The organism is Phocaeicola salanitronis DSM 18170 (assembly GCF_000190575.1).
GTDB classification, from domain to species: domain Bacteria; phylum Bacteroidota; class Bacteroidia; order Bacteroidales; family Bacteroidaceae; genus Phocaeicola; species Phocaeicola salanitronis.
On record NC_015164.1, the window covers coordinates 2329103 to 2348588 of the forward strand.

Below are 19486 nucleotides of genomic sequence, written 5' to 3' on the forward strand. Positions count from 1 at the left end.
TTACTTCTCTTTTTTTGTACAAATAATCTGGTTATTAAATTCTACGCTGATCCGTTCATACTTGTTCCAGCCTACTTGGCTCAGCACTTCTTCGTAGAACGTCTGCAATTTACGGAATTTTTCATTATAATCCTCGGCTTTTCCCAAAAAGAGTATGTGACTGCCCACTCTGGGCACCAATTCCAGCTCTTGTTTAGGCGTTACATTGATTTGCTCAATCTGTGCATTCCAAAAAGCGTCCGTCTGCAAATATTTTCCCAATTGGTACAGCTGGTCTTGCGCGAACTTCCGGTCGATGAAGCCGGTAGCTACCGCTACATGGACCGGTTTCCCCAACGAGGCAATAATCTTTCCCGTATTGTCCAGATAATATTCATCCCCATTGTTTCCCATAATGCGCAATAAGGGGATGCGTTGGTAGATATCTACGGCAACTCCCCCTCCCGATGTCAGATAGCATTCGGCTTCAGCGATGAACGGATGCTGCGCAAGAGCTTCTTCGATTTGGCGCACGTTGATGTCTTTCAGGCGTTTGTCCTTCGGAGAAAGCCCTTTCCGTTTCAATATTTCATTAACGCCCTGCTGCGTGATGAACTCATAGTTGACGCTGTCTTTTATGGTCAGCTCTATACCGCTGCAAAACCGGTCTTCGGGCTTGTAGTTAAACAACGTGGCAGATACGACCAGGTATGCCGAAACCACCAGTAATATGCAGAGTATAAGAATGCGTTTCATCATCTTGTTTTCAATATTTCACAAATTGGGGATACGTAATTGTCTATGTCTCCGGCGCCTAATGTAACCAGCACTTCCAGTTTCTTGTTCCGCAACACATCCAGCAAATCCTCTTTCCGGCACAGGCTCTTTTCGATTCCGGGTCTCAGCCGGTCGAAAATCAAGCGGCTGGAAACACCTTCTATCGGCTTTTCACGCGCCGGATAGATATCCAGAAGAATCACCTCGTCCAAGAGCGACAAGCTGTCCGCAAAATCCTGATAGAAGTCGCGGGTGCGGGTATACAGATGGGGTTGGAACACGGCGGTTATCTTCTTGTCCGGATACAGCATCCGGATGGAGCTTACGCTTTGGCGTATCTCGGCGGGATGGTGGGCGTAATCGCTCAAGAACACAATCCGGTCGTTTTTCAACTTAAAGTCGAACCGGCGGTCTACCCCTTTGAAACCGGGCATAGCGGCTCTGATTTCCTCCGGAAACGCTCCGCCCAGCTGCGCCAAAGCCATGGCGGCAATGCCGTTTTCGATGTTCACATACACAGGAACACCCAGCCGGATGTCCTCAATATTCCCCAGCGGAGAAATGAAATCGAAGCATATCTCCCCGTTCCCGATACGGATATTCGCGGCATGGAAATCGCCTTCTTCCGTAGCATAGGTATAAACGGTCACCCCTTCCTGCACCTCCGGGCGCAGGTCGATGCCTTTCTTCACAATAAGATATCCGCCCGGCTTGATGAGGGACGTGTACTTGCGGAAACTTTCCACGTAAGAAGCATGGTCGCCATAGATGTCCAAATGGTCGGAATCCGTAGCGGTTATCACCGAAGCATACGGTGTCAGCCAATGGAAAGAACGGTCGAACTCGTCGGCTTCGATAACCACGAAGTCGCTTTTCTCCGACAACAGGAGGTTACTCTCGTAGTTCTTCGAGATGCCGCCCAGAAATGCGTTGCACCCAACATGCGAATGGTCCAGCAGATAAGCCGCCATGGTCGAGGTCGTGGTCTTCCCGTGCGTCCCTGCCACACACAAGCCCCGTTCGGTCTGAGTCAGCATACCCAGAACCTGCGCACGCTTTTGGATTTCAAATCCGTGCCCGCGGAAATACGCCAGCTCCGTATGGTCTTGCGGAATGGCAGGCGTATATACGACAAGCGTGGTTTGCGCGTCCAGACATGCCGGAGGAATAAGCGACACATTATCCTCGTAATGAAGCAACGCTCCCTCTTCTTCCAGCTTTCCGGTCAGTTCGCTCGGCGTACGGTCGTACCCGCCTACCGTTTTCCCCTTCGACAGGAAATAGCGCACCAGGGCACTCATGCCGATGCCTCCCGCCCCGATAAAGTAAACCGCTTTCAGTGTATTAACGTCCATGTTCTTTCTTATAGTTGACCGCCAGCTTATAAACCTCGTCCGCAATGATGTTTGCCGAGTCTTTAAAAGCCAGTCTGGCAATGTTTGTACTCAATTCGTTCAACGTGCCGGCTTGTTGCACCGTTTCAATGGCTGTATCCAGCAATCTTCCGCCTGCCTCCGCATCTTTTACATACAAAGCTGCGTTTTTGTTTACCAGCGCCAGCGCATTTTTCGTCTGATGGTCTTCTGCCACATTGGGCGAAGGCACCAGTATTACCGGTTTCGCCAAGAGGCAAAGTTCCGAAATGGAACCGGCTCCGGCACGGCTGATGACCAAGTCGGCTGCACGATAAGCCGTCGCCATATCCGAAATGAAGTCGGACACATACAGCATCGGCATTTCTCCGGCACGGGCAACCGCCGCACGGGCTTCGTCGATGTATATCTTTCCGGTCTGCCAGATGAACTGCACACCCGATTGCTTTATCTTGTCCAGCCCCTGCATCACACAATTGTTGAGCGTGCGGGCGCCCAAGCTTCCTCCCACCAGCAAGACCGTTTTCTTCTGCGGGTCGAGCCCGAACGAGCGGATGGCATCTTCACGGCTGATAGCCGGATTCAACAATCCTTGGCGCACCGGATTTCCCGTCAGGATGATTTTATCTTTGTCAAAGAAACGCTCCATGCCTTCGTATGCCACGCAAATCTTACGCGCCTGCTTTGCCAAAAGCTTGTTGGTCACGCCCGCATACGAGTTCTGCTCCTGAATCAAGGTCGGGATGCCCATCGCGCCCGCCACTTTCAGCGTCGGCCCGCTGGCATATCCGCCCACGCCTACCGCCACATCGGGGCGGAACTCCTTGATGACCTTGCGTGCCTTGATTTGGCTCCGTATCAGTTTGAGGATGACACCGACATTCTTCCACAGGTTTTTCCGGTCGAATCCCGCTACGGGCAACCCGATTATATCGTATCCGGCAGCAGGAACCCGTTGCATTTCCATCCTTCCTTCAGCCCCCACAAACAGGATTCTGGCATCCGGATGCTGCGCCTTGATGGCGTTCGCTATGGATACCGCCGGAAAGATATGTCCGCCGGTCCCTCCTCCGCTGATTATCACTTTTATACTCTCTTCCATTCTTACTTCGTAATTTCTTGCAAAAATAGGAATAAACTCGCAAAATCGTTAGCTGTTTTCCGAAAATATTTTACCCGATTCACAGAATATGTGATTTAAATACGCCAAGCGCAAAAAAAGTAAGGATTTCCGTTACAGCGTTACAATTACAATTAAATGAAAACTGTTTTTGAGGCACCAGCTCTTACAAATCTAACAGATCTAACACCTAACAATTGACAAAATTGGATTTTACTCCCAAACACCCCCAAAGGAGAGTGAAATTTATAATTATATTATATAAATATATATATATTTATATAATATAATTATAGTCACTAAAGCATTCCTTTCTTTTCCCATTTTTCACTAACTGTTAGATGTTAGATCTGTTAGATTTGTAAGAATTGTAATTGTAATTGTAACGCTGTAACGCCTTTGTGTCCTAACATAGATTTGAATGCCTGCATCTTGCCATACGCCCCTACATGGGATTTTTGCGGAATCCAATGTAAATATATTATATGCACTTCCTTCCGGATATATATGCACAGCCCGATGCAGATACTTGCGTGCGCCGCCGCAAGTATCCGAGTTTTATACCGTCTCCGGACTTTTCTCTTCCACCGCCTCTACGGGAACTGCCTCTTGCTGCATTTCCTGCCCGGCTTGCGCCTCGCGCTTTTTCAGCTCGTCTACATGCCGGCTGATGCTGAGCACGATGCCGATGTACGCACAGTTGATAAGGGTAGAAGTACCGCCCTTGCTGATAAGCGGAAGGGGCTGGCCCGTGACCGGCATGATGCCTACAGCCACCAGCATGTTGAACATGGCTTGCGTCACCAAGAGGAAGCCGATGCCCATGACGAGGAAGGCATAATAGGGCTTGTCACAATTGCGGGCGATGCGCCCGATGCGCATCAAGAGCCAAATGTAAAGGAAAGCGACAATGGCGCCTCCTACCAGCCCCAGTTCTTCGATGATGATGGCATAGATAAAATCGGAGAAAGCCTGCGAAAGGAAATCCCGTTGCACGCTGTTTCCGGGTCCCTTTCCCAGTATGCCGCTGGAAGCAATGGCTATGTTGGCATGAGCAACTTGGGCGTCACCGTCGATATCGAACTTCTCGGGAGGAACGATTGACGTATCGAAATGATTGTCGAGACGGCTTTGCCACGTGACCATACGGTGAATCCCCACTTTATCCCACACCTCGGCGGGCACATATTTTATCGTCGCTACGCCGATGATAAGCAAGCCTACCCCCACCAGCAACAACTTTCCCAGCTGCTTGAGAGGCACGCGCCCCACATACATCAACAGGAACACGCTAAGCGCCAAAAGCACCGCCGTAGAAAGGTTTTCGGTGAAAATAAGCGCACAGCTAAACCCCGTGACAATCAAGATGTAACGGAAAGCTTTGGAACTGGCGCCCTTCTCTTCCTGCACAAGCGAGAGGATAAAAGCCACCGAAATAATGGTGGCCATCTTAGCCAGTTCGGAGGGCTGGAACTGGAAGAACCCCAAATCAATCCAGCGCCGCGCCCCATTGGTAAGCGCACCGACGATGAACACGCTGCCCAGCAACACCCACGAGATGGGGAGCAACAAGATGAAAGTCTTGAACCACCGGCACGGGATGTTATGCACGATAATCACCACCACAGCTCCTACCGCCATGAGCACCATGTGCATCATGATGGGGCGCCAATGGTCTCCGCTCTTATAAGTCAGCGTGCTGGACGCGCTGAACACTTCGATGATGGACACGAAGCAAAGCAAAAGGAAGATAATCCAGATGACTTTGTCGCCTTTGAACAAATTGCGCAATAAATCCATAGTCTTATAAGTTTCTCACACATTCTTTAAACTGGTCGCCCCGGTCTTCGTAACTCTTGAAGAGGTCGAAGCTGGCACAGCAGGGGCTTAACAATACCGTCTCGCCGTTCTTTGCCATACGGTAGGCGGCATCTACGGCATCCTTCATGCTCTGCACATCGGCTATGGGCAGGCCGAAGCCGTCGAAAAAGGCATGGAGCTTCTCGTTATGCAAGCCCAAGAAGATAAGCCCGGAACATTTTTCCCTCACCAGACCGGCTATCTCGTTATAGTCGTTCCCTTTGTCTTTGCCGCCCAAAATGAGGACGGTCTTGGTCTTCATGCTCTTCAGGGCATACCAGCACGAGTTGACATTGGTAGCTTTCGAGTCGTTGATGTAATCCACCCCACGCACTCTTGCCACCTTTTCCAGCCGGTGCTCTACCCCCTTGAAATCGCTCAGCGCCTCGCGGATGCAACTTTTGCGTATACCCGCAATGTTTGCGGAAATGCCCGCCGCCATGGAGTTGAACAGGTTGTGTGTGCCGGTGAGCGCCAGCTCCTCCTGTTCCATATTAAACTCAATCGGTTTGGTGAAATACACCTTATCCTGCTCGGAGAAAGCGGCAAGCCCGTCCTCGCGCTTCTCGGCGAACGGATAATATTGCCCGTGGATGCCGTATTTATGCAGTTCTTCCCGGATAATGGGGTCGTCGTTCCAGAAGACAAAAGCATCGTTGTCGGTCTGGTTCTGGATGATGCGGAACTTGGCATCAATGTAATTCTGCATCTTGTAATCATAGCGGTCCAGGTGGTCGGGCGTGATATTCATCAACACCGCGATGTTGGCGTGGAACTTATACATGTTGTCCAGTTGGAAACTGCTCAGCTCGATGACATAATAATCATAATTGCACTCCGCCACCTGATAAGCGAGGCTTTGCCCGATGTTTCCCGCAAGTCCCACGTTCAGCCCCGCTTTCTTGAAGATGTGGTAGATAAGCGAGGTGGTCGTGGTCTTTCCGTTGCTTCCGGTGATGCAAATCATCTTCGCATTGGTATATCTGCCCGCGAATTCAATCTCAGAAATAATGGGCGTCCCTTGTTCCCTGAGCTTCAGAATCATCGGCGCGTTATTGGGGATGCCCGGGCTTTTAATCACTTCGTCGGCATTCAGGATGAGCGATTCGGTGTGTTGCCCTTCTTCCCAGGGTATGCCTCTTTCGTCAAGCATAGCCTTGTATTTGTCTTTGATAGACGACATGTCAGAAACAAAGGTATCGAAACCTTGTTTCTTTGCCAGTACGGCGGCACCCGTGCCGCTCTCGCCGGCTCCTAAAATAACAATTCTCTTTGCCATTATTATTAGAATGTATCAATGTGCTAATGTGCTAATGTGCTAATTATTCATTGGCACATTTCCACATTATTTATTGGCACATTATTTATTAGCACATTATTTATTATCGTATTTTCAATGTTATAATCGTAATAGCCGCCAGCACAATGGTCACAATCCAAAACCGCACCGTGATTTTCGATTCATGGAATACGCTTTGAGGGCTTGTTATCAAGTACTTGCAGGAAGGGTCTAATTGCGCCATCGTAGTCCGGAAATGGTCATGGATGGGCGTACGCTTGAAGATGCGTTGCTTCACCCCTTTCTTCTTTCCCTTCCGGAAGTAACGGACCTGCAAGATAACCGACAAATTCTCTACAAGGAACACACCGCACAAAATCGGGATGAGCAGTTCCTTATGGATAATGATAGCGAATACGGCAATGATTCCCCCGATAGTCAGGCTTCCGGTATCGCCCATGAAGACCTGCGCCGGGAATGCATTGTACCAAAGGAAACCTATCAACGCACCGATAAGGGCGCAAATGAAGATTACCAGCTCTTCACTTCCGGGGATGTACATAATGTTCAGATAACCGGCATACTCAATGTGGCTGGACACGTATGCCAGTATGCCCAACGTGACCCCGATGATGGCGGAATTTCCTGCCGCCATCCCGTCCATGCCGTCGTTCAGATTGGCTCCGTTGGATACGGCGGTCACCACAAATATGGTGATGATGACAAACACAATCCAACCCGCGCTTTGCGCATGTTCGCCCATGAAACCTACGAGGTCGGCATAATCGAGGTTATTGTTCTTGAAAAACGGGATGGTGGTCTTGGTGGATTTCTCGTCCTGGCTCTTATGCACCACATCTACGACATGCCCGTCTTTTTGAATCTCTACGTTCTCGCGGATAACTACCTGCGGGCTCAGGTAAAGCGTCAAGCCGACTATCAGCCCCAGCCCGACTTGTCCGATAATCTTGAACTTGCCGTGAAGCCCTTCCTTGTCCTTGCGGAACACCTTGATATAATCGTCCAAAAATCCCAACGTACCCAGCCAGACCGTGGTAATCAGCATCAGTATCATGTAGATGTTGTGCAGCTTGCCCAACAAAAGGCAAGGGACCAATACCGCTACAATGATGATGATGCCCCCCATGGTAGGGACTCCCGTCTTGCTTACGTTAAAAGGGTCGATGGAAGCGTCCCGCTGGGTCTCGGTGATTTGCTTCCGCTTCAGCAGATTGATGAAATATTCTCCGAAGATAGCCGATATGAGCAACGACAGAATCACCGCCATCAACGCCCGGAACGATACATAGCCGAACATGCGCGCTCCGGGGAAGTCGAATTGTTCTAAATAATGAAATAAATAATATAGCATAGCTTCTTCGAATTATTCGTCCGCAAAAATCCCGTTTACAATCTCTTTATCATCGAAGTGGTGTTTCACTCCTTTGATTTCCTGATAATTCTCGTGCCCCTTTCCGGCTATCAGGACAACATCTTGCGGTTGGGCAAGCATACAAGCGGTACGTATGGCTTCTTTCCGGTCTACGATAGACAATACCTTTTTCATATCGTCCTTATCCAGTCCGGCAAGCATGTCGTTGATGATGTCTTGCGGGTCTTCAAAACGGGGATTATCGGAAGTGATGATTACCTTATCACTCTGCTTGACAGCTTCTTGCGCCATGAGCGGGCGTTTTCCCTTGTCGCGGTTTCCGCCTGCCCCCACTACGGTAATGACTCTGCCCTGCCCGCGCAACACTTCGTGAATGGCATTCAGGACATTCACCAACGCATCCGGCGTATGGGCATAGTCAACGATAGCGGTATACCCTCTGCGCGAGCGGAGCGCATCAAACCGTCCGGCAACAGGGCACAACGTACTGAGTGCGATTAACACCTCTTCCGACGGTTTTCCCAGCAAGCAAGCCGCGCCATAGACAGCAAGCAAGTTGGATGCATTGAAGCGTCCGATGAACCGTACATTCACTTCCCGGTTGTTAATATCAAGCAGCATCCCGTCGAACCCGTCTTCCAACACCTTCCCCTTAAAGTCGCAAAGCGTCCGCAAGGAGTAAGCCGCAATGCGGGCTTTGGTATTCTGCACCATGACTTTCCCGTTCTTGTCATCCAGATTGGTCAGGGCAAAAGCACTTTTGGGCAGGTTATCGAAAAACGCCTTTTTGGCTTTCAGGTAGTTCTCGAACGTCTTATGATAGTCCAAATGGTCACGTGTGATGTTGGTGAAAATGCCTCCGGCAAACCGCAGCCCCGCGATGCGGCGTTGCGCAATGGCATGCGAGCTGACCTCCATGAAAGCATATTTGCATCCTTCGTCCGCCATGCGCCCCAACAAGCGGTTAAGCGTAATCGGGTCGGGCGTGGTATGGTCGGCAGGAATCGCCTCGTCATCAATATAATTGCATACAGTAGACAACAGACCTACTTTATAGCCGAACTGGCGGAACATCTTATATAATAAGGTGGCGATAGTTGTTTTCCCATTGGTTCCCGTAACCCCGATTAAATCCAGTTTCGAAGTCGGGTCGCCATAGAATGCTGTTGCCAGTTTCCCCACCGCCCCTTCTGTATCTGCAAGGCGGATATATGTCACCTCCGGACGGATTTCTTCAGGGAGCTGTTCGCACACAATGCCACATGCTCCGTTCTCGATTGCTTTCTGTATATAGGCGTGTCCGTCGGTCTGCGTGCCTTTAATCGCCACGAATAAATGTCCGGGGCCGACCAGCCGGGAATCGATTTGAATACCTGTAATGTCCCGGTCTGCACTCCCGATAAGTTCGTTCACCGTAACGGCTTTGATAATTTCTTCTAACTTCATGTTGCGTTACCTTTCTAATTTTTTAATGCAAGGGTAATGGTCTGTCCTTTCCGAAGGATTGTGCCCGCCGGGATGCTCTGCTTGCTCACTTTGCCCATTCCCGACAAATGCACTTTCAGCCCATTGCTTTCCAATAGGAACAAAGCGTCTTTGGCTCCCATTCCCACTACATTGGGTACTAATTTATTGTTCTGTTTAGTTGTTTTCAAATTGGCATATTGGGGCGTGCTTGTCGCTTCCCCCCAAACCGGTTCGTTGGATGCGGGAACCGTTCCGCTATTTCCCGGAATATTCAAAGCCCGCAAGACGTATGCCGCCTCTCCGATGTCTCCGTCCTTTACTTTCGGGACAAATACAGCGGTAGAATCTTTGGCTTGTGCCAAATTGCGGTAAAGGTGTTTGGCATAAATCCGTTCCGCGATACGGCTGAACACACTTCCTGCCTGCAAGCCTCCCGATGCCGGGCCGTGAGGAATCAGGATAGAGATGATGCAGCTGTATTTAGGCGCCTCAGACGGGAAATATCCGCAGAAACTGACCTGATAGCTTACGCCTCCTGCCCTGTACCCTGCCGTTCCTTGCGAGATTTGGGCTGTACCCGTCTTGCCGGATACTTGGAACTGGGTGCTTCCCGCAGGTTTTGCCAAACCTTGCGACACGACCTTCCGCAAGATGGTGCGTATCATGGTCAATGTCGTATCCGAACAGATTTTCGGGTTGATGACTTCTGTCGGGAATTCTTGCAGGATTTCCCCGTCTTTCGCAATGGCTTTCACAAACTTGGGTTTTACCATAACCCCGTCGTTCGCTATGGCATTGTAGAAGTTCAAGATGTAGATAGGCGGAAACATGGTTTCGTACCCGATGCTCATCCAAGGCAGGCTGGTCCGGCTCCAGGGCATGGCTCCTTTGATGCTATCACGCTCCTTCGGTCCCCATACCCGCGGGCTTGCTTCGCCCACAAAACCTAAATGCAACGGAGTATCAATGCTCATCCGCTTCAATCCGTCTACAAACTTTTGCGGGTTGTTCTTATAGAATTTGTCAATAATGGTAGATACGCCGACATTGGACGACACCTCCAAGATACGGGTCACGTCAATCGCCCCATATCCGCCCCGGTGCCAGTTCCAGTCCTTCATCCAGCTTCCGTACATCTTCACCATCCCGTTTCCGGTATCTACCACATAATCGGGGGTGATGTACTTGTCTTCCAAAGCCACCATAATCGAAGCGGTCTTGAACGTCGAGCCGGGCTCCATCAAATTGCTTACGGCATTGTTCCGCATTTCGTAATAATGCCCGTCATTGCCTCGCGTCATGTTGACATTGGCTTTTACCTCGCCCGTCTTTACATCCATCACGATAGCTACCCCCGATAAAGCTTCCAGGTTGGTGAGCTGGTCTACCAAGGCTTTTTCGGCGATGTCCTGCATATCCACATCAATGGTGGTAATGATGTCACATCCGTCTACGGGCGGCTGGTCCACGATGTTCAGGTATTTATTCATCACCTTCTGGCGGTGCGTAATGCCGTCCTTCCCTCTCAGGATAGAGTCGTAGGTCAGCTCCAGACCGTTTTTAGCTCCTTGCGCCATATCGGGGAACATATCTCCCAAGGTACGCATCGCCAACGAGCCGAACGGTTTCTTCCGCTGGTTGAACTTCTCTTCATGCAATCCGCCTTGGTTCGGGCTCAGGCAAAGCACGGGAAGCTGCTTGACCTGCTTGTACTCGATATACGAAATCCGTTTGGGATAAAGCAAATAATGGCGGCTCTTCTGGCGCCTTCCGCGCAAGATATGCTTGCGGAACTCTTGCGCGCTTTTGTCGGGGAATATTTCGTGCAAGCCTTCGGCGATTTCCGTTAAGTGGTTCATGAGGAGCGTATCGCTTTTCTGGTATCCTCCGGCACGGAAATCCATGTAAATCTTATATTCGGGCAGACTGCTTGCCATCAGTTTCCCGTCGGAAGATATGATGTTTCCCCGCGTAGGCGGAACGGTAACGTTTTCCTTCACAAAACGGTCAGCTACGTCTTTCCAATATTGCCGCTCGGCAAACATGATAAAGCCCGCCTTGACGATGATGAGCACCGCCAAGATAAGCATAATCACGACAATGAACGTATAGCGCAATGAAATATTCTTTATACCCGGTATCATAGCCTTTTCATTTATCTGTTTCGATTACATACGGAGGGGTCGTAGCGGTCTGCAATCCCGTATTTTCGGTCGCCAGGTATTCTTCGATACGCGACTGGCGGCTCTTCTCCGTCAGTTCCGAAGAAATTGTGAGCGCATCGTACTTGATGTCAATCAGTTCTTTCTTCAACCGGTCTATTTCAATCAGCTCCTGCTGGCTGGAATAACGGTTATCTATGTACAGGATCGTGAGGAAGACAATCAGCACCAATAGGGCGGCTTGCCTTCTCAGGAAATTGTGCGCCAGGATATCACCTCCCATGATGCTTTTGAAAGTAATATGGGATTGCCTGGCTTGTCCGTTCTGTTCTTTCTCGTTCATATATCCTACAGGTTATAAGCACACGGACATCCGCGCGCCATGATTTAATCTTTTACTTTCTCGGCTATCCTCAGTTTCGCGCTCCGCGAACGGGGGTTCCTGCCGATTTCCTCTTCACCGGGCACAATGGGCTTCCCGACCGTACGCAAGGGAGAACGGAAATTACCGTAAAAGTCTTGCTCGGCTTTCCCTTCGACATTACCGGCTTTCATCATATTCTTCACCATCCGGTCTTCCAGCGAATGATACGTAATCACCGCCAGCCTTCCTCCGGGCTTCAGCACATCCACGGCTGCCTCCAGCATTTCTTTCAAAGCATCCATCTCGTGGTTCACCTCAATTCGGAGTGCCTGGAATATCTTGGCAAGCTCTTTCTTTTCGCGTTCTTTCGGGCAATAAGGCTTGACGATGCCTATCAAATCGCCCGTAAGGGCAACCGGCTTTTGCGCCCTTGCCTTTACCAAATCGGAAGCAAGGCGCCGGCTGTTCTTCATCTCGCCATATAAATAAAAGATATCCGCCAGCCGGCTTTCATCGTATGTATTCACCACATCCGCGGCGGTCAGCTTGGCACGCTTGTTCATCCGCATATCCAAGGGAGCGTCAAAACGGAACGAAAACCCGCGGCTTGCATCATCCAGATGATGCGAAGACACGCCCAAGTCAGCCAAGATGGCATCTGCTTGCTCTACGCCATAGTAGCGCAGGAAATTACGGAGATAGCGGAAATTGCTCCGGACGAAAGTGAAACGTGTATCAGCAGGAGCGTTCCGCTCGGCGTCTTCATCCTGGTCGAAGCCGAACAGGCGGCTTCCTTTATCCATGCGGCGCAAGATTTCGCGCGAGTGCCCACCGCCTCCCAAAGTGACATCTACATAAATGCCGTTTTCATGCAGATTCATGCCGTCCACGCTTTCATGCAGCAGCACAGGGATATGATAAGTTTTCGTAACCTCGTCCATGATTGTATTGCTCGTTTTTTCAATCGTTTTCACCTTATTATTTCTATGAGGGTGTAAAATTACACATTTCATGGCAAAAAGGATGCAAGGTTTGAAGAAAATATTTGAAGAAGTTATCAACAGGGGCAGAACAGATTTGTAAAAAGGGCCTTAACGGGCGAAAGTGTGCACACCGTTAGGTAATTATGTGCAATTTCAGTGCAGTTTTATTCACGTTCTCCGTTTTTTTCATACTTCTTGCTCATTTTCCTGCCTTTGAGTGAGCAACTTTCCAAAAGAAAAATTACATTTGCACAGAAATCTATTAAAGGCAATGGCAGATAATTCAATTTTTTTAATAGACATTGATAAAATCTTGAAGGAAAAAGCCGGAAAGAAAGCGAAGTATGTCCCGCGTTTTTTAGTGTCATACCTGAAGCGTATCGTCCATCAGGATGAAATAAACGCGTTCCTGACGGAAGTGAAGGACAAGACAGGAGTTGACTTTCTGGCCGCTTGCATGGACTTTCTGGATGTAAAGCTGGAAGTGGAGGGATTGGAAAACCTGCCGGAAGAAGGCTTGTGCACGTTTGTCTCCAATCACCCCCTGGGAGGACAAGACGGAGTGGCATTGGGCTATGTACTGGGGAAACATTACGACGGACGCATCAAGTACCTGGTAAACGACCTCTTGATGAACCTTCACGGGCTGGCGCCGTTATGCATCCCGATAAACAAGACCGGGTCGCAATCACGCGATTTCCCGCGCATGGTAGAAGCAGGGTTCCGCTCGGACAGCCATATCATCATGTTCCCCGCCGGCATCTGTTCCCGCCGGAGGAACGGAGTGATTCAGGACTTGGACTGGAAGAAAACATTTGTAACTAAAAGCGTAGAAACCCGGCGCGATGTGGTGCCGGTCCACTTCGAAGGAAGAAACTCGGACTTCTTCTATAACCTGGCAAACATCTGCAAGTTTTTCGGCATACGCTTCAATATCGCCATGCTTTACCTGGCGGATGAAATGTTTAAGAACCGCCACAAGACATTCCGTGTGGCGATAGGAAAACCGATTCCCTGGCAGACCTTCAACAAGTCGAAAACACCAACCGAATGGGCGGCATACGTAAGGGATTTGGTATATAAATTGTAATTATTTCACGAAAAACATATATGAAAGAGATTATTGCACCGGTTGACCGGGAATTGCTGAAGTCGGAACTGACACCTGAAAAGCGGTTGAGGTCAACGAACAAGAGTAACAACGAGATTTACATCGTAAATTGGAAGAACGCGCCGAATACGCTGCAGGAAATCGGGCGTTTGCGTGAAATTGCGTTCCGTGCGGCAGGAGGAGGTACGGGAGAGCCCGTTGATTTGGACGAGTATGACTTGATGGAAAACCCTTACCAGCAACTGATTGTGTGGAACCCCGAAGCCGAAGAGATTTTGGGAGGATACCGCTATCTGCTGGGCAATGAAGTGGAGTTTGACAAGGAAGGGAATCCGGTGCTGGCAACCGCCCACATGTTCAATTTTTCCGAGAAGTTCCTGAAGGAATACCTTCCCACAACGATTGAATTGGGACGCTCGTTCGTAACCCTCGAATACCAGTCGACCCGTGCCGGGTCGAAAGGACTGTTCGCCCTCGACAACTTATGGGACGGGCTGGGTGCGCTGACCGTCATCAAGCCAAACGTAAAATACCTCTTCGGGAAAATGACAATGTATCCCAGCTACAACCGTTTCGGACGCGACATGATTCTGTATTTCCTGAAAAAACATTTCTCGGACAAGGAGAACCTGATTACGCCGATGGAACCGTTGAAGATAGATACAGACGAGGCGGTATTGAAGGAAATCTTCTGCTACGATACGTTTAAGGAGGATTACCGGGTGCTGAACCGCGAAGTGCGCAAACTGGGCTACAACATCCCTCCATTGGTAAACGCCTACATGAGCCTTTCGCCTACGATGCGCATGTTCGGCACCGCCATTAATGACGGCTTTGGCATGGTGGAAGAAACCGGCATCCTGATTGCGGTCAATGAAATACTGGAAGAGAAACGTGTGCGCCACATCGAATCGTACCTGCGCGAACACCCCGAAGCCCTGCAACTGACCTCAGGAGCCAACCCGGTTGTATCCAAAGATACAGAAAAAGCCTGACGTAGGCCGAAAGCAAGAAAAACATACCGAACCATCGCCCGCAAGCGGTGGTTCTTTCATATTCAGGAGCGGCAATGCAAGTATATGCATGCACGGATGCACCTACATGGAAATGCCCACGATTATATATGCCTTTTCAAGAAAGGACGGATGACATAATAAGCGAACGCGCTTCCCAGCAGAACACCGGTGCAATTAGCGGCAAAATCAAGCCAATCCCCGCTCCGGTCCGAGGTACATGTAGCCTGAAGTATCTCGACAATACCGCTCATCAACACCGGGAACACGATGCCAAGAAGCGAGATATCCCTCCAACGGATGTCCGGATGCCGGCGCAGGTATTCGAACCAAAGCACCAGCGTCAACCCTCCATACATGCAAAGATGAACCAGCTTATCCATGTTCGGAATCTCGTCCATACCGGTTTCAGGCGGGGTGAAAAAAGACAAATAGCAAATAACGGCTACAACCAGAATTGATAACGGATAATGTTTCATATTTAATTTGTTCAATTTCGAAGCGAAAATACAAACTTTTTTGTACATTTGCCGAATCTAAGTTTTAAAATGTAAACAGAAAGGATATTTTTTATGCAAAATAGCGAACGCGTAAACTTCGCGAGCAAGATAGGCGCCATTCTTGCCGCGGCCGGTTCTGCGGTAGGCCTGGGCAATGTATGGCGTTTCCCATACGAAACGGGGAACCATGGAGGAGCGGCTTTCATCCTTATTTATTTAGGGTGTGTATTTCTTTTCGGATTGCCGATTATGATAGCCGAGTTCGTTATCGGACGGCGTGCCAAAGCAAGCACCGGCGAAGCGTTCAAAGTGTTGGCTCCCCGAAGCGGATGGAAATATGTGGGCTATACGGGCGTACTTACGGGATTCCTCATCCTGGGCTATTATTCGGTGGTATCGGGATGGACGTTGGAATACATCTTCCAGTCGGCTACGGGCAACCTGCTCGGAAAATCCGCCAATGACTTTGTATCGATGTTCCAGGATTTCTCGAAAAGCCCGTGGAGACCGCTCATCTGGCTCTTGATATTCGTAGGGATGACTCACATCATCATCGTAAAAGGCGTGCAGAAAGGCATTGAACAAGCCTCGAAAATCATGATGCCGATGCTTTTCATCATCATTGTCCTGCTTGCGGTATGCGCCGTGATGCTTCCCGGAGCCATGAAAGGGCTGGAATTCTTGCTTAAACCCGACTTTAGCAAAGTGACTTCGGACGCCGTCTTAGGCGCCATGGGGCAAGCCTTCTTCTCGCTCAGCCTCGGAATGGGATGCCTTTCCACCTACGCTTCTTACTTCAGCCGCGAGACCCGGCTGGGGCATACTGCCGTAAGCGTATGCGTTATCGGCACTTGCATATCCGTATTATCGGGCTTCATTATCTTCCCCGCGGCATTCTCGGTAGGCATCCAGCCCGATGCAGGCCCCTCACTTATTTTCATTACGATTCCGAACGTATTCCAGCAAGCATTCGGCTCGGTGCCGGTATTCGCCTGCATCAGTGCGGTGCTTTTCTACATCCTGCTGGCGATGGCGGCGCTCACATCCACCATTTCCCTGCACGAAGTCCCTACCGCCTTCCTGCACGAAAAATTCGGCTTTACGCGAAGCCGTGCGGCATGGATTGTAACGATAGGAAGCTTCCTGATAGGTGTGGTCTCTTCGCTGGCTTTGGGCGATTGGAGCGATGTAAAGATAGGAGGCATGAACCTGTTCGATGCGCTCGACTTTCTGACCGCCAAAATCATGTTACCCATAACGGGCATGTTTACAGCCCTCTTCGTTTCGTGGAAGTTAGACAAGAAAATGGTCCGTGATGAAGTGACCAACCGGGGGACGCTTAAAGCCTCTTACTATCCGGCACTCATCTTCATCCTGCGCTACATCACTCCTATCGGCATTTTGTTCATCTTCATTAACGAACTGGGCTGGTTAGGCTGAACGGGATGTGGAAAGACTTTTTTTACTTCACGAAATCGGAACGCCGGGCTATCATCGTCCTGCTGCTCTTGTTGGCATTCCTATCAGGCGGAAGCATTTGGTTCCGCTTGAAAAGGCAAGACATGCTCCCGCTTCCGCTTTCTGAAAGCGGACGGATAGATTCGTTTATTGCCGGGTTAGAAGAACGGAAACGAAGTTCATCCAGGCCCTTCCCTGCCTATAAAGAGCCTCCTGTACAGGTCCGGCTCCGCCCGTTCGACCCTAATACCGCCGATTCAAGCACCTTGCGCACCTTAGGGCTTTCGGCTTTCATCGCACGGAATGTGGAAAAATACCGCGAAAAAGGAGGCGTGTTCCATACCCCCGAAGACTTTTCCCGCATGTACGGACTCAGCCCGTCACAATATGAAACCCTGAAGCCATACATCACTATCGGGAAACGTTTTCTCATTCCGGAACGGGACACGGTGCGGCACATTGCTTTTGCCCGTGACACCTTGCCTTATGTCCCCAAATACCCGGAAGGTACCGTAATCGACCTGAACCAAGCCGATACGGCTTCACTAAAGCGTATTCCCGGCATCGGAAGCGGATTGGCACGTATGATTGTCGCATACCGGAACCGCTTGGGCGGCTTTTATTCGGTTTCCCAACTGCAAGAAATCCCGCATCTCGACGCGGGAATCAACACGTGGTTCAAAGTAGGGGATGCAGAACTCCGCAAGCTGAAAGTAAACCGTGCAAGCCTGGACCGCCTGCGCTCACACCCGTACATGGATTTCTATAAAGCCAAGGCAATCATAGAATACCGCCGGAAGAGAGGAAAACTAAAAAGCCTCTCCCAGATATCCCTGTTCGAGGCTTTTTCGGAAGAAGATATAAAACGTCTGTCTCCTTATCTTTCGTTTGAGTAATCCAATGCTTAAACACAGAGACACAGAGGCACAGAGAAAATAAACAGAGAGTGGGAAAAGCTCACAGAGCCAGTTCTTTTCTCCGCGAACTTTGCCTTCTCCCCAAAATAAGACTCTATGCCCCGTACCTCTGTGTCCAATTTCTTTTTTTATTCTGCTACATACCCTGCCGCTTCGGCGATGCGTGCAGGAATCTCGATATTATCCATGCGCCCTTGGAAAAGGTCGGCTCCGGCCCCGATGGCGAAAACCGGAACATAACCAGCCGAATGGCCTCCGCTCACCCAACCTATCAGGGCAATCTCATTAAGCACGCGCACGGCTTCTGCCGCCAAAGGCTCGTCCTGCGCATATTCACTCTTCTCCATTTCCACGCTTTCTCCCGTAAACGTACGGTCGAATACGTCACGCAATCTTTTTTCTTGCGCCTCGGTCAATTTCACCTCATTCCAAAATCCGAAATTAGCCTTCAAAGCCTCCTCTACCTGTTCCCAAGCCACACGATTCCCGGTCTGCCGACGCAAACCGTTCAGAATAGAAGTGAATCCGGTTTCGCTTACCCGCTGGTATTGCAGAGCCTGCAGGTTAAGCGCATATTCGCCCGTACCCAATACCAGACCTCCTGTCTCATGGTCGGCACTGATGACGATAAGGGTTTCATCGGGGTGCTCTTCATAGAACTGAAGTGCCTGACGGACAGACTCGTTCAAATCCATTACCTCACGGAAAGCAGTAGCGGCATCGTTGCTATGGCATGCCCAGTCGATTTTCCCTCCTTCTACCATCAAGAAAAATCCCTTGCTCAAATCCTTTGAAAGGAAACGGATAGCCGCACCGGTAATATCGCTCAAAGCAAGATCCCCTTCCTTACGGTCGATGGCATACGGAATGGCATCACGATGTACCTTCGACGCCTCTTCGGTCTGGAAGAGAATCAGCTTGTCTGCCTTATCGCTCTTCGACACGAAATCATCGTATCCACGCGCAAGGGTATAACCATTCTTTTGAGCCAACGAATAAAGGCTTTCCGATTTCCCCTGGTTATCCGGGTCAAGGAAATCAGAACCGGCATAAAAATCAAAACCGGCGAGGAACAAATCTTTTCCTATCTGATAATAGTTTTTCCGGCTGGGGTTATGGGCATAAAAAGCGGCAGGAGTGGCATGGTCTACGCTTACACTTGTAGCGACCCCCACACGGAATCCCTTTTCTTTTGCCCGCATCGCAATGCTTGCAACAGGTGTCTGCTGGTCTTTCTCCATACCGATAACCCCATTCATGGTTTTCTTGCCCGTAGCGAGAGCCGTACCTCCGGCGGCAGAGTCGGTCACTCCATTCGTCGCCGAATAAGTAGAACTTGTAGTTGCATACGGAAACTCTGTAAAATCAAGCGGAGCAATCGCTATTTTACCATCCAACTCACCCAAATAAAGTTCGGTTCCCTGTACCTGATTGACTCCCATACCGTCACCGATAAAGAAGAATACATATTTTGCCTGCTGGGCATGAACAAACGAAGCAAGCAAAAGACAAAACAAGAAGAATGAAATCTTTTTCATATAAATCGTTTTAGTTTGAATAAGCCTTTTACCATGCAAAGATAAGGAAAAAGGCAAAATGAGAAAAAATACCCATGCAAAAGAAATGCCTCAGCACAGTTTTTCCTTTTTGAGAAACAGATTAGCAACACAATTGTAGCATAAATAGAACAAAAGCTGTACCTTTGCCCCCGAAGACTTACAACTCATAAA

At 49.7% G+C, this 19486-nt stretch carries 16 protein-coding genes; 4 read left to right on the top strand and 12 right to left on the bottom strand.

What is annotated here, in order from left to right:
- From BACSA_RS10140 to rsmH, 10 genes are all read right to left on the bottom strand, one after another.
- A complete protein-coding gene (locus BACSA_RS10140; protein WP_041583988.1) occupies positions 1-738 on the bottom strand; it encodes a cell division protein FtsQ/DivIB in 738 nt (245 codons plus the stop codon).
- On the bottom strand, positions 735-2111 hold the full coding sequence (locus BACSA_RS10145; protein ID WP_013618015.1) for a UDP-N-acetylmuramate--L-alanine ligase: 1377 nt from the start codon (positions 2109-2111) through the stop codon (positions 735-737). The genes BACSA_RS10140 and BACSA_RS10145 overlap by 4 nt, the downstream gene beginning before the upstream one ends.
- The gene (gene murG / locus BACSA_RS10150; RefSeq protein WP_013618016.1) at positions 2101-3231 is read right to left on the bottom strand and encodes an undecaprenyldiphospho-muramoylpentapeptide beta-N-acetylglucosaminyltransferase; all 1131 of its coding nucleotides are present in this window, start codon (positions 3229-3231) and stop codon (positions 2101-2103) included. Before murG ends, BACSA_RS10145 begins: the two co-directional genes overlap by 11 nt.
- Before the next feature lie 576 nt (positions 3232-3807).
- The gene (locus BACSA_RS10155; protein ID WP_013618017.1) at positions 3808-5049 is read right to left on the bottom strand and encodes an FtsW/RodA/SpoVE family cell cycle protein; all 1242 of its coding nucleotides are present in this window, start codon (positions 5047-5049) and stop codon (positions 3808-3810) included.
- A gap of 4 nt (positions 5050-5053) precedes the next feature.
- Positions 5054-6388: a UDP-N-acetylmuramoyl-L-alanine--D-glutamate ligase gene (murD, locus tag BACSA_RS10160; RefSeq protein WP_013618018.1), complete on the bottom strand. Its 1335-nt coding sequence runs from the start codon at positions 6386-6388 to the stop codon at positions 5054-5056.
- Positions 6389-6491: 103 nt separating this feature from the next.
- Positions 6492-7760: a phospho-N-acetylmuramoyl-pentapeptide-transferase gene (gene mraY / locus BACSA_RS10165; RefSeq protein ID WP_013618019.1), complete on the bottom strand. Its 1269-nt coding sequence runs from the start codon at positions 7758-7760 to the stop codon at positions 6492-6494.
- A gap of 12 nt (positions 7761-7772) precedes the next feature.
- Positions 7773-9227 carry a UDP-N-acetylmuramoyl-L-alanyl-D-glutamate--2,6-diaminopimelate ligase gene (locus BACSA_RS10170; protein ID WP_013618020.1) on the bottom strand — a complete coding sequence of 485 codons (1455 nt, stop codon included), beginning with the start codon at positions 9225-9227 and terminating at the stop codon, positions 7773-7775.
- Between the two features lie 14 nt (positions 9228-9241).
- Positions 9242-11392 carry a penicillin-binding protein gene (locus tag BACSA_RS10175; RefSeq protein ID WP_013618021.1) on the bottom strand — a complete coding sequence of 717 codons (2151 nt, stop codon included), beginning with the start codon at positions 11390-11392 and terminating at the stop codon, positions 9242-9244.
- Between the two features lie 7 nt (positions 11393-11399).
- The gene (locus tag BACSA_RS10180) at positions 11400-11753 is read right to left on the bottom strand and encodes an FtsL-like putative cell division protein (protein ID WP_013618022.1); all 354 of its coding nucleotides are present in this window, start codon (positions 11751-11753) and stop codon (positions 11400-11402) included.
- Positions 11754-11797: 44 nt separating this feature from the next.
- The gene (gene rsmH, locus BACSA_RS10185) at positions 11798-12715 is read right to left on the bottom strand and encodes a 16S rRNA (cytosine(1402)-N(4))-methyltransferase RsmH (RefSeq protein WP_013618023.1); all 918 of its coding nucleotides are present in this window, start codon (positions 12713-12715) and stop codon (positions 11798-11800) included.
- A gap of 313 nt (positions 12716-13028) precedes the next feature.
- Between rsmH and BACSA_RS10190 the strand changes: the two genes are divergently transcribed.
- Positions 13029-13847, top strand: coding sequence for a 1-acyl-sn-glycerol-3-phosphate acyltransferase (locus BACSA_RS10190; RefSeq protein ID WP_013618024.1), 819 nt, complete (start codon positions 13029-13031; stop codon positions 13845-13847).
- A 20-nt stretch (positions 13848-13867) separates the two neighbouring features.
- Positions 13868-14863, top strand: a complete 996-nt coding sequence (locus BACSA_RS10195) for a GNAT family N-acetyltransferase (RefSeq protein WP_013618025.1) — start codon at positions 13868-13870, stop codon at positions 14861-14863.
- Between the two features lie 122 nt (positions 14864-14985).
- On the opposite strand, the gene BACSA_RS10200 is transcribed toward BACSA_RS10195, so the two are convergent.
- Positions 14986-15360, bottom strand: coding sequence for a VanZ family protein (locus BACSA_RS10200; RefSeq protein WP_041584354.1), 375 nt, complete (start codon positions 15358-15360; stop codon positions 14986-14988).
- 93 nt (positions 15361-15453) lie between these two features.
- Here BACSA_RS10200 and BACSA_RS10205 point away from each other — a divergent pair, with 93 nt between their 5' ends.
- Positions 15454-16821: a sodium-dependent transporter gene (locus tag BACSA_RS10205; protein WP_013618027.1), complete on the top strand. Its 1368-nt coding sequence runs from the start codon at positions 15454-15456 to the stop codon at positions 16819-16821.
- Between the two features lie 5 nt (positions 16822-16826).
- A complete protein-coding gene (locus BACSA_RS10210) occupies positions 16827-17735 on the top strand; it encodes a ComEA family DNA-binding protein (RefSeq protein ID WP_013618028.1) in 909 nt (302 codons plus the stop codon).
- Positions 17736-17884: 149 nt separating this feature from the next.
- On the opposite strand, the gene BACSA_RS10215 is transcribed toward BACSA_RS10210, so the two are convergent.
- Positions 17885-19294 carry an alkaline phosphatase gene (locus BACSA_RS10215; protein ID WP_013618029.1) on the bottom strand — a complete coding sequence of 470 codons (1410 nt, stop codon included), beginning with the start codon at positions 19292-19294 and terminating at the stop codon, positions 17885-17887.
- Positions 19295-19486: the final 192 nt, after the last annotated feature.